Raw genomic sequence first — 10,747 nt, 5'->3', positions numbered from 1 at the left:
CCCCCCCCCCCGCCTCCCCCGCCTCCGGGCCCAGGTCGATCAGCCAGTCCGCCGCCCGGAGCACCTCCGGGTTGTGCTCGATCACGACCACCGTGTTCCCCAGATCCGCCAGGCGCCGCAAAAGCCGCAGGAGGTTCTCCACATCGGCGAAGTGCAGGCCCGTGGTCGGCTCGTCCAGGATGTAGAGCGTCCTCCCCGTGGCCACCCGGCCCAGCTCGGCGGCCAGCTTCACGCGCTGGGCCTCGCCGCCTGAGAGGGTCGTGCTCGACTGGCCGAGCGTCACGTACCCCAGCCCCGCCTCGTGCAACGCCTCCAGCCCCCGGGCAACCCTCGGCACGTTCTCGAACAGCTCCCGAGCCTCCTCCACCCGCATCGCGAGCACGTCTCCGATCGACGTTCCCTTGTACCTGCACTCGAGCGTTGCCCGATCGAACCGAAGGCCACGACACGACTCGCACGGGATGAACAGATCCGGCAGGAACGTCATCTCGACCTTCCGTACCCCCTGCCCCTCACACGACTCGCACCGCCCCCCCTTCACGTTGAAGCTGAAGCGGCCCGGCCCGTAGCCGCGCACCTTCGCCTCCCGGGTCGCAGCGAACACGCGGCGGATGTCATCGAAGACGCCGGTGTACGTCGCCGGGGTCGACCGAGGCGACCGGCCGATGGGCGACTGATCGATCAGGATCTGCTTGTCGATCTGGTCCAACCCCGAGATCGCCCGGTGCGCCCCCGGCCTTGGCCCCGAGCCCTCCAGCGCCCGACGGGCGGCCCTCGCCAGCACGTCGAGCACCAGGGAACTCTTCCCCGAACCGCTCACCCCCGAAACGCAGGACAGCGTCCCGACCGGAAATTCCACGTCGATCGACTTGAGGTTATGTTCCGATGCTCCCTTGACCACGATTCGCCCGGGGCTCCGGGCCAGCCTCCCCCCCGGCGTCGGGTCGGCCGACGCGGCCTGTCCTCCCGACGTCCCGGTCCCCCCTTGCCGCAGGTACCGGAGCGTGGCCGAGGCCCCCGGCTCCGGCTCGACCGCCGCGGCGGGGGGACCCTCCGCCACCACCCGGCCTCCCTCCGGCCCGGCGCCGGGGCCGAGATCGACGAGCCAGTCGGCCGACCGGATCGTCGCCTCATCGTGCTCGACCACGATCACGCTGTTCCCCCGGTCTCTCAGGTCGACCAGGCTGGCGAGGAGCCGCTCGGTGTCCCTCGGGTGCAGCCCGGCGGTTGGCTCGTCCAGGATGTAGGCCACCCCGACCAGGCCGGAGCCGATCTGAGTCGCCAGCCTCACCCGCTGGAGCTCGCCTCCGGAGAGGGAGTCGGCCGGCCGGTCGAGCGTCAGGTAGCCCAGGCCGACCCGCTCCAGGAACGACAGCCGACCCGACACCTCCGCCACCAGCGGAGGCCCGACGCGGTCCAGCGGCGGCTCGAAGCGGAGCGCTTCGAGGAAGGCCCGGGAGCGGTCGACGGTCATCGCCGTCAGGGCGTGGATCGGCAAGCCGCCCAGCGTCACGGCCCTCGCCTCGGGCCGGAGCCTCGCCCCGCCGCACGAGGGGCACGGCAGGTCGGACCGGAAGGCGTCGAGCGCCTCTCTCCTCCGCTCGGGGACCGCCTCGTACACCGCCTGCAACTCGACCAGCACCCCGTTGTACGGCGGCTTTCCCCGGCCCGTGGGCCCCCCTCGGAAGAACTCGCGGAGGGCCTTCGCCGGCCAGTCGGCCAGCGGCGTCTCGACCGAGATCCCGTGACGGGCCAGCAGCGCGATCAGACGATCATCCGACTCCACCTCCCTCCTGGACTTCGGCGGCAAGGCCGCCCACGCCGCCACCGCCCCCTCGGCGATCGACTTCGAGCGGTCCGGCGCGACCAGCTCCGGGTCGAACGCCGAGACCGCTCCCAGGCCGTCGCAGGACGGGCAGGCGCCGTAGGGGCTGTTGAAGCTGAAGGTCCTGGGCTCGATCTCCGGCACGCCGGCCCCGCACCGCGGACACCCCAGCGTCGTGCTCAGCGGGCGGTCGGTCCAGGAGCCGTCGTCCTGCTGGATCGCGAGCACCAGCGTCCCGTCCCCCAGCTTGAGCGCCAGATCCACGCTGTCGGCCAGGCGGGGGCGGATTCCCTCGCGCACGACGAGCCGGTCGACCACGGCCTCGATGTCGTGCACCCTGGTCCTGGCCAGCGAGGGGGGCTCGTCCCCCAGCTCCATCGTCTCGCCGTCGACCCGGGCCCGGATCAGGCCCGCCCGGCGGATGGCCCGGAAGGCGTCGAGGTGCTGCCCCTTGCGCCCCCGGACGATCGGAGCGAGCACGATCACCCTCCTCCCCTCTCCCAGGCCCAGCACCGAGGAGACCATCTGCTCGGCCGTCTGCGATCGAATCGGGTCGCCGCAGCTCGGGCAGTGGGGGACGCCGGCCCGGGCGAAGAGCAGGCGGAGGTAGTCGTGGATCTCGGTGACGGTGGCCACCGTGCTCCTGGGGCTCGCGGCGCCCGACTTCTGGTCGATCGCCACCGTCGGCGGCAGCCCCTCGATCAGGTCGACGTCCGGCGGCTCCAGTTGCTCCAGGAACTGCCGGGCGTAGGCGGAAAGCCCTTCAATGTAGCGCCGCTGGCCCTCGGCATACAGGGTGTCGAACGCCAGGGAGCTCTTCCCCGACCCCGACACCCCGGTCAGGACGACGAGCCGGTCGCGGGGCAGGTCCACGTCCACCCCGCGCAGGTTGTGCACCCGGGCCCCTCGGACCCGGATCACCCCCGGGGCCGGTTCCCCGGCCCGATCCGCCCCGACGATCCCCTCCGCCATGAGTCGACGACTCCCGCTTCGCGATTGAACCCGGGACCGAAACGGTTCAGACTAATACCCCGGTGATCGGGCCGGCAAGCCCGCCGCCGATCCGACCGGGAGGAGCACCTCCCCGCGGTTCGGCGCCCGAGCCGCCGGGTCCGGGCAGTTCGGGCCAGCCGCCGGGAGTGTCCCGACCGAGCCGCCGGAACGGCCGGGCCGATCGTGCCGAGGATTCCAGAGGACCGCTCGTGACCGTGACCGTCCGCCTCTTCGCCGTCGCCCGGCAGCGGGCCGGGGCCCCCGAGGTCCTCGTGGAGCTGCCCGACCCGGCGACCGTCGCCGACCTGAAGCGGGCGGTCGCCGGGCAGCACCCCGCGCTGGCCCCCTTGCTGCCGGGCATGATGGTGGCCGTCTCCGCCGAGTACGCCGGGGAAGACCGCCGGATCGGCCCCGACGACGAGGTGGCGTTGATCCCCCCGGTCAGCGGCGGTTGACCGGCCCGAAGGCGGCCGAGACCGGCCGAGGCCCCATGATCCAGATCACCGACCAGCCCATCGACCACGCGAGCCTCACCGACCGGGTCCGCTCTCCCCGGGCCGGGGCCGTCTGCACCTTCCTGGGCACGACCCGGGAGCTGACCGGAGGCCGAACGACCCGGCACCTCGACTACGAGGCCTACCCCGTCATGGCCGAGAAGACCCTCGCGGAGCTGGAGGGGCAGGCCCTCTCCCGCTGGCCGCTCCAGGAGGTGGCGATCGTCCACCGCGTCGGCCGGGTCGAGCTGGGAGAGATCAGCGTGGTCGTCGCCGTCTCCGCCCCCCACCGCAAGGACGCCTTCGAGGCCTGCCAGTGGCTGATGGACACGATCAAGGAGGTCGTCCCCATCTGGAAGAAGGAGACCTGGGCCGACGGCACCGAGGAGTGGGTCCACCCCGGTCTCGACGCCGTCGGAGGCCGACCGGAGGGATGACCCCCGGCCGGAGGCTTCCGCTCCCCTTCCCCGGCCTGCCGACCCTGGCGAGTGGACCCGGCCCCCGGATCGGGTAGGCTGGACTGCCCGAGTGACGACCGCGACCCCCCGACGCGACGCCCTCCCATGCCGACGCCGACCGCCCCCCTCATCGACCGCTTCGGCCGGGTGCACAACAACCTCCGGATCAGCGTCACCGACCGCTGCAACATCAGATGCACCTACTGCATGCCCGAGCTGGTCCAGTTCCTCCCGAGGCAGGAGCTGCTGACGTTCGAGGAGATCGAGCGGTTCGTCCGGGTCGCGGCCTCGCAGAGGATCACCAAGGTCCGGCTCACCGGGGGCGAACCGCTCGTCCGCCGGGACCTTCCCGTGCTGGTCGAGAAGCTGGCCCACGTCCCCGGGATCGTCGACGTCGGCCTGACGACCAACGGCCTGCTGCTCTCCCCGATGGCCCGGGCCCTCTTCGACGCCGGCCTGAGGCGGATCAACGTCAGCCTCGACACGATGGACCCCGGCCGCTTCGAGCGGCTCACCCGACGCCCCGGGTTCGAGCAGGTCATCGCGGGGATCCTCGCCGCCCGGGAGGTTGGCTTCTCCCCCGTGAAGATCAACGCCGTGGCGATCAAGGGAGAGACGGACCTCGACGTCGTGCCGCTCGGCCGCTTCGCCCGGGAGCACGGCCTGGAGCTTCGGTTCATCGAGTACATGCCGCTCGACGCCGGCAACGCCTGGGAGCGCGACAAGGTCCTCCTCGCCTCCGAGATCCTGGACCTGCTCTCCCGGGAGATCGGCCCCCTCTCCCCCGCTCCGGATCAGGATCCGAGGGCGCCGGCCGTCGACTACGACTACCTCGACGGCGGGGGCCGGGTCGGCCTGATCGCCTCCGTGAGCCGGCCGTTTTGCGGCAGTTGCAACCGCGTCCGCCTCACGGCCGACGGCAAGCTCCGCAACTGCCTGTTCGCCCTGGAGGAGACGGACGTCCGCGCCCTGATCCGGGGGGGCGCCTCGGACGACGAGCTGGCCGCCGCCCTGCGGGACAGCGTGGCGGGCAAGTGGGAAGGCCATCAGATCAACGCCGCCGGCTTCATCAAGCCCGATCGGCTGATGCACTCCATCGGCGGCTGAGCCTGGCCCCCTCGCGGAGGAGTCGCCTTGGGAACCAACCGGACCGAACGCGAGAAGATGCTCGCCGGAGAGCCTTACGTAGCGACCGACCCCGAGCTGGTGGCCGCCCGGGGGAGAGCCCGAGTGCTGCTGGCCTCCTACAACGCGACCCTCCCGGAGGAGGAGCAGCGCCGCCGGGAGCTCCTCCAGCTGCTCATCGGCCGCCTGGGAGACGGGGTCTGGATCGAGCCGCCGTTCTCCTGCGACTACGGCGAGTTCCTTGAACTGGGAACCGATGTTTATCTGAATTTTCATTGCGTCTTCCTGGATTGCAACCGCATCCGGGTCGGCGATCGCACCAAGTTCGGGCCGGCGGTCCAGGTCTACGCGGCCTCGCACCCGCTCTGCCCGGCCGAGCGGCGGGAAGGACGGGAGCTGGCCCTGCCGGTGACGATCGGCGCCGACGTCTGGGTCGGCGGCGGGGCGATCATCTGCCCCGGGGTGACGATCGGCGACGGCACGACGATCGGCGCCGGCAGCGTGGTGACCCGGGACGTGCCGCCGAACGTCCTGGCCGCCGGCAACCCCTGCCGGGTGATCCGATCGCTGCCGGCCGGAAACGGCTGAGGCCGAGGCAGCGTCGGCGGCCGATCCGCAACCCGATCCGATCGGACGACTTGCGGCCGTCTCCCTTGAGTCGGGCGGGGGGGCTTGATATGCTCGGGTCGTCGAGCATGCCCTCCCACGACTCCCCTCCGATCCTCCCCGATCCGGCCCGGTCATGAACGCCGACGAGTCTGCCCCCTGGTACCGAGACGGCCTGCGCTTCTCCTGCACCCGATGCGGCAACTGCTGCACCGGGGCTCCCGGATACGTCTGGGTCGACGTCGGGGAGGTCGAGCGGCTGGCGGCCCACCTGGGCCTGTCCCCCGACGAGTTCGGCCGGCGGTTCGTCCGGCAGGTGGGGCGGCGGTACAGCCTGGTCGAGCGCCCCAACGGCGACTGCGTCTTCTGGGACCGGGCCTCGGGCTGCACCGTGTACCAGGCGAGGCCGACCCAGTGCCGCACCTGGCCGTTCTGGGAGGAGAACCTCGAAACGCCCCAGGACTGGGAGCAGGTCCGCCAGACCTGCCCCGGCTCGGGATCGGGGCGGTGGTACAGCGTCGAGGAGATCGAGGCCGCGGCGGCGAGGACGACGACATGAGCGGCCCCGATCCGATCGCGGAGATCGACCCCGACGCCATCCGAGATCCCCTGTCTCGGCTCTATCAGGAGCTCGACGCCCGGATCGCCGAGGCGGGCCCGGTCTGCCTCGTGAGCGGCCGGTGCTGCCGGTTCCGGGAGTACGGCCACACCCTGTTCCTCTCGGCGGCGGAGGCGGCGCTGCTGGTCGCCGACGCCCCTCCCCCCGCCCGGGACCCCGACGGCGGCGACCTTTGCCCCTGGCAGGACGACGCCGGCCGCTGCACCGCCCGGGGAGCCCGGCCGCTCGGCTGTCGTGTTTATTTCTGCGATCCGAACTATGACGGTCGGGCCGAGCCGCTGACCGAGGAATTCCTCGGCAAGCTCCGCCGACTGGCGGACGAGCGGGGCCTGCCCTGGGGCTATGCACCCTTGCATCGTCACCTGGCCGACGCGGTCGCCGCCGGTCTGCTCGGGGGCCACCGCCCCCTCGACCGGCCGACGGCACGCCTCGTCTCGGCCAACGGCCGGGAAGCGCTTGACATTAGTCCAAGTGACCAATAACCTTGAGCCGATCGTCCCCCTGGGGCCAGGCCGAGCTGCTCCCGCTGGAGACCGCCATCGTGACGAAGAAAGAGATCGTGAAGAAGATCTCCGAGGAGATCGGGCTGACGCAGCTCAAGACCAAGGACATCGTCCAGCGCACCCTGGACGAGATCATCAAGACCCTGGTCGAGGAGGGCCGGATCGAGCTGCGCAACTTCGGCGTCTTCGAGGTCAAGCGGCGCGCCCCGCGCAAGGCGAGGAACCCGAGGACCGGCGACAAGGTCTCGGTCCCGGCCAAGAACGTGGTCACCTTCAAGCCGGGCAAGGAGATGGAGGAACTGGTCCGCCGGATGGACCCGGCGAAACTTCCGCTGGAGAAAGACGACGGAGATTCCGATTTTGACAGTGACGGGTCCGTCGCCCCCGGTCCGGAGGCCCCCCGGCTGCATTCGCCCGCCGGGGCCGACTCGAAGCGCTGAGGCGGGTTCCGCCTTCGCCTCCGGGTCGGATCCGGGCCGGACAGGTCGGGACGGACGGGACGCCCATCGGGCGGTGGGCGCGTCGCGGGGGGCGAGATCGGCCGCGGTGCGGCCGGGGCTCGCCCCGGGCTCGGATCGCCCCCACCGGACCGGCCCTGGCCCCCACACCCCCGGGGCCCGGGTGCAGGAGGATCGCCCCGGTCCGGTCGATCCCGAACGGAGGCGGGAGGTATCTCAATGCGGAAACCCTTGCTGGCACTGGGCTTGCTGGCGATGGTCCTCGTCACGAGCGAGGGCTGTGCGCCGGTCCCCCTGCCGCGGTATGCGGCCTACCCGCCCCGGCGGGTCGAGGAATTGCTGGTCGATTCCGAGAACCTCAGGCAGATCGGCGACGAATGGGAGCGGTTCTGGTTCCTCGACCAGCCCTCCCACATGACGCCCTTCCGCACCCACGGCGGCCTCGGTCCCTGATCGACGCCGATCGGATCGCACTCGGACCTGACCTCGAGACGGCCAGCGCCCCTCTGCCGAAGGGGGCGCTGGCCGTTTTTTTTGTCCGCCGCGAGAAGGCCCGAGCCGAAAACGCCGCGCGGGTTGCTTGGCGAGCGGGGAGACTCGGCCGGAATTCGCATCCGGGATGCCAAGGAGCCGAGGATGCTCGGGCTACTACCGACATCATCCTCGGCCCGGCCGTTGCCGCTCAGGAATTCCGTCCGGGAACCGGGAGCAGTCTCAGCCGGCGAACTGCGCTCGCTTGGAGCGGACGGCGCCGAGGAGGTCGTCGAAGGACTTCGCGAACTTCTTGACGCCGTCCTGGAGCAGGTGGTCCGTCACGTCCTTCAGGTCGATCCCCGCCTCCTGGAGCTGCTGCAAAACGCGATGGGCGCCGGGCAGGTCGGCGGTGAGGGTGGGAGCCTCGACGATCCGGCCGTGGTCCCGGAAGGCATTGTAGGTGTCTGGAGGCATGGTGCTGACGGTGTCGGGGCCGATCAGCTCGTCGATGTAGAGGGTATCCGGGTACTTCGGGTCCTTGGTGCCGACGGACGCCCAGAGCAGCCGCTGGACTCGGGCCCCCTGGGCGGCGAGGGCCTCCCACTCGGGGCCGGAGAAGATCTTGCCGAAAGACTCGTAGGCGAGCTTGGCGTTGGCGATCGCGGCCTTGCCCTTGAGCGACTCGAGGTGGGCCTTGCGGCTGGCGTCTCCGGTGGCGGCGAGGAGGGCATCGAGCCGGGCGTCGACCTCGGTGTCCATCCGGGAGACGAAGAAGCTGGCGACCGAGGCGATGCCGGCGATCGGCTGGCCAGCGTCGGCCCGACGCTTCAGCGCCCGGATGTAGGCTCGGGCGACGGCCTCGTACGCCTCGACGCTGAAGAGCAGGGTGACGTTGATGTTGAGGCCGGCGGCCAGCGCGTCCTCAATGGCGGGGATCCCCTCGGCGGTGCCGGGGATCTTGATCATGGCGTTGGGGCGGTCGAGCAGGGCCCAGTACTGCTTGGCCTCCACCTCCGTCCGCTCCCGATCGTGGGCCAGCAGCGGAGAGACCTCCAGGCTGACATAACCGTCCAGGCCGGACGAGCGGTCGAAAACCGGGCGGAACAGGTCGAGCGCGGCCTTGATGTCGTCAACCACGAGGGCCTGGTAGATGGCGTCGACGTCGGCCCCTTCGGAGACGAGGCGGCGGATATCGTCGTCGTAATCGGCGCTGTGGCCGATGGCCTTCTCAAAGATGGTGGGGTTGGAGGTGGCGCCTTGCAGGCCGTCGTCCTCGATAAGGCGGGCGAGTTCCCCGCCCCGGACGAACGCTCGGCTCATGAAGTCCATCCACACGCTTTGCTTCTGGGCCTGGAGCTTCGTCAGGGGAACGGAGGCGGCGGCGGTCGCCATGAGGGTTTCTCCCGGGGGTTCTCTGGGTCGATCGGCGGGGCCGGAATCGAACGGTTCTTCCCACCATAACTCAAGTCGAGGCCGGGGGCGAAGAGCGGACGCGCCGGATCTGCGGCCGGGGGCGGGGGCCGAGGCCCCGATTCCCTGCATCGGGGCCGATCCCCGGGCGATGGGATCTTGCAGATGTTCCGCCTCGGCCGCAAGGCCCGTGCCGGGCCCGATCGGTTCGACCGGAGGGACGGCCTTCCGGTCGAGACGGGGAGCCGACCGCCGGGGAGGCCGCCGGTGGCCCCCGGGGAGTCGAGCAGACCCACCCGGGGGGCGGGCCCTGGGGAGGCTCGGCGTCGGATCGAGGGCGGTCGCGATCGGAAGGCCCGTCGAGGAGGAGTCGGCCATGCTGCGGGGATACTGGCGAGCGATCCGACGCCCGGGAGCCGGGCGGGGCCCCGGAACCCGATCGCCCCGGAGGGCCTGGCGGGCCGGGCCCGTGGAAGGGCTCGAGGGGAGGTCGTTGCTGACGGCGGGGGTCACGGCTCAGTCACTCTTCGAGATGGCGGCCAACGTGGCGGAAGCCCGTCGGATCCTCCGGATCGGCCGGTTCGAGCCGCCGCTGGCCCCCACGCTCCGGGTGGACAACGTGGTGCTCAACGCCCGAGCCGGCCGCCTGATCATCCAGTTCCGAGGGGCCGAGGGGGGAGGGCTGGACCCGGCCTCGCTCCCCGGCAACGTGCTGCTGGTGCGCCGGCAGTCGCCCGGGGTGCTGCCCAGGGAGCAGACGCTCATCGGCCAGCCGACGGTCTTGCCGAACGCCTATCGGCCGGTCGATGCGGGACCTCCGACCTCGATGCCGGTGATCGGCGTGGTGTACGACTTCGGCGCCCCCCTGCCCCGAGGGAACTACCGGGTCCTGATCCGATCGGGAGGGGTGCGCGACCTGGCCGGACGCCCGCTGGACGGGGAGTTCTCCCGGACCCTGCCCTCGGGCAACGGAGTCCCCGGCGGCGACTTCCAGGCGGGGATCGCCTCCAACGGCTTCTTCAGCTACCGGCCCCGGCCCGTTCCGGGGCCGTTCCCCTCGGCCCTGCTGGACCAGAGCTGACCCCCGGCGACGCCCACCGGGACGGCTCGGTGCGCTGCTCGGCACGCCGGGCCCGCTCCGGAGCGAAATCGCCGAAGGTCGTTCCCAAGTTCGAGTTCCGATCCGGCCCGTCCGCCAAGGCCGGCCTTGCGTTGGCTTCGTTCCGTTGCATCACGCCGGCCGATCGCCGAGCGATCCGACGCGACGATCGGGGATCGAACCCTCGGCGGGACGCGATCGGGCCGATCTCCGTTCCTCCCCTCGTCCGCTCGACTCCCGACGAGCCGGACGATCGTTCCTCCCTCCCCTCCGGGCCCCCCTCCCGGCTGGCCATCACCGCCGACTCGATCCGATCCGAGGCCGCTCCCCCGCTCTGGCCCCGGTTGTCCGGATCCCGGTCCGTTGCCACCGATCCCGGGAGCGACCCGCCCTCCCCCTCCTCGACCGGGCCCTTCTCGCCCGCCGTCCTGGCGTCGACCCGGACGAACCCCGGCGGCGCGGGGTCAGAGTCAACCTCCCGCCACCACCCTCCCCCAACCGGGGCCCGGGGCGTCTCCCCGATCTCCGCCGCCTCCCTGGCGATCGCCAGCAACTCCCGGCGACGGCGATCCCTCAGATTGAGGAACAACCGAATCGCCGCCATGCAGGCCCGGTCGGCCGCCGACTCGTACCGATGCCGCAGCTGCCCCTCCTGCGACGTATCCGCCGCCGCGGCGCGGCGG

The 10,747-nt window shown here is 71.6% G+C and carries 11 protein-coding genes; 9 read left to right on the top strand and 2 right to left on the bottom strand.

All coding sequences use genetic code 11. The annotated features are described in order from the left end of the window. The coding region (uvrA, locus tag TsocGM_RS25085; protein ID WP_126728206.1) for an excinuclease ABC subunit UvrA at window positions 1-2,797 on the bottom strand (2,797 nt) is incomplete at its 3' end. A 230-nt stretch (window positions 2,798-3,027) separates the two neighbouring features. Between uvrA and TsocGM_RS25080 the strand changes: the two genes are divergently transcribed. From TsocGM_RS25080 to TsocGM_RS25045, 8 genes are all read left to right on the top strand, one after another. After that, complete coding sequence (locus tag TsocGM_RS25080; protein ID WP_126728205.1) at window positions 3,028-3,273, top strand: MoaD/ThiS family protein; 246 nt, start codon at window positions 3,028-3,030, stop codon at window positions 3,271-3,273. Between the two features lie 35 nt (window positions 3,274-3,308). Next, complete coding sequence (locus tag TsocGM_RS25075) at window positions 3,309-3,749, top strand: molybdenum cofactor biosynthesis protein MoaE (RefSeq protein WP_126728204.1); 441 nt, start codon at window positions 3,309-3,311, stop codon at window positions 3,747-3,749. A gap of 126 nt (window positions 3,750-3,875) precedes the next feature. Then, a complete protein-coding gene (gene moaA, locus TsocGM_RS25070; protein ID WP_126728203.1) occupies window positions 3,876-4,877 on the top strand; it encodes a GTP 3',8-cyclase MoaA in 1,002 nt (333 codons plus the stop codon). Window positions 4,878-4,934: 57 nt separating this feature from the next. Beyond that, a complete protein-coding gene (locus TsocGM_RS25065) occupies window positions 4,935-5,483 on the top strand; it encodes a sugar O-acetyltransferase (RefSeq protein WP_126728208.1) in 549 nt (182 codons plus the stop codon). Window positions 5,484-5,637: 154 nt separating this feature from the next. Continuing rightward, complete coding sequence (locus TsocGM_RS25060) at window positions 5,638-6,060, top strand: YkgJ family cysteine cluster protein (RefSeq protein WP_126728202.1); 423 nt, start codon at window positions 5,638-5,640, stop codon at window positions 6,058-6,060. Further along, window positions 6,057-6,602 carry a hypothetical protein gene (locus TsocGM_RS25055; RefSeq protein WP_199756909.1) on the top strand — a complete coding sequence of 182 codons (546 nt, stop codon included), beginning with the start codon at window positions 6,057-6,059 and terminating at the stop codon, window positions 6,600-6,602. Before TsocGM_RS25060 ends, TsocGM_RS25055 begins: the two co-directional genes overlap by 4 nt. Window positions 6,603-6,661: 59 nt before the next feature. Next, on the top strand, window positions 6,662-7,063 hold the full coding sequence (locus TsocGM_RS25050) for an HU family DNA-binding protein (RefSeq protein ID WP_126728207.1): 402 nt from the start codon (window positions 6,662-6,664) through the stop codon (window positions 7,061-7,063). Between the two features lie 237 nt (window positions 7,064-7,300). Then, window positions 7,301-7,534, top strand: a complete 234-nt coding sequence (locus TsocGM_RS25045; protein WP_126728201.1) for a hypothetical protein — start codon at window positions 7,301-7,303, stop codon at window positions 7,532-7,534. Window positions 7,535-7,795: 261 nt separating this feature from the next. Here TsocGM_RS25045 and tal read toward each other — a convergent pair whose 3' ends face one another. Continuing rightward, window positions 7,796-8,947: a transaldolase gene (gene tal, locus TsocGM_RS25040; RefSeq protein ID WP_126728200.1), complete on the bottom strand. Its 1,152-nt coding sequence runs from the start codon at window positions 8,945-8,947 to the stop codon at window positions 7,796-7,798. Window positions 8,948-9,458: 511 nt separating this feature from the next. Between tal and TsocGM_RS25035 the strand changes: the two genes are divergently transcribed. Continuing rightward, window positions 9,459-10,046, top strand: a complete 588-nt coding sequence (locus TsocGM_RS25035; protein ID WP_126728199.1) for a hypothetical protein — start codon at window positions 9,459-9,461, stop codon at window positions 10,044-10,046. Window positions 10,047-10,747 lie beyond the last annotated feature (701 nt).

It is taken from the genome of Tautonia sociabilis, from assembly GCF_003977685.1.
Taxonomy (GTDB): Bacteria; Planctomycetota; Planctomycetia; order Isosphaerales; family Isosphaeraceae; genus Tautonia; species Tautonia sociabilis.
The sequence above is the reverse complement of the archived record's forward strand: the minus strand, read 5'-3'. Positions and strand labels throughout refer to the sequence as shown.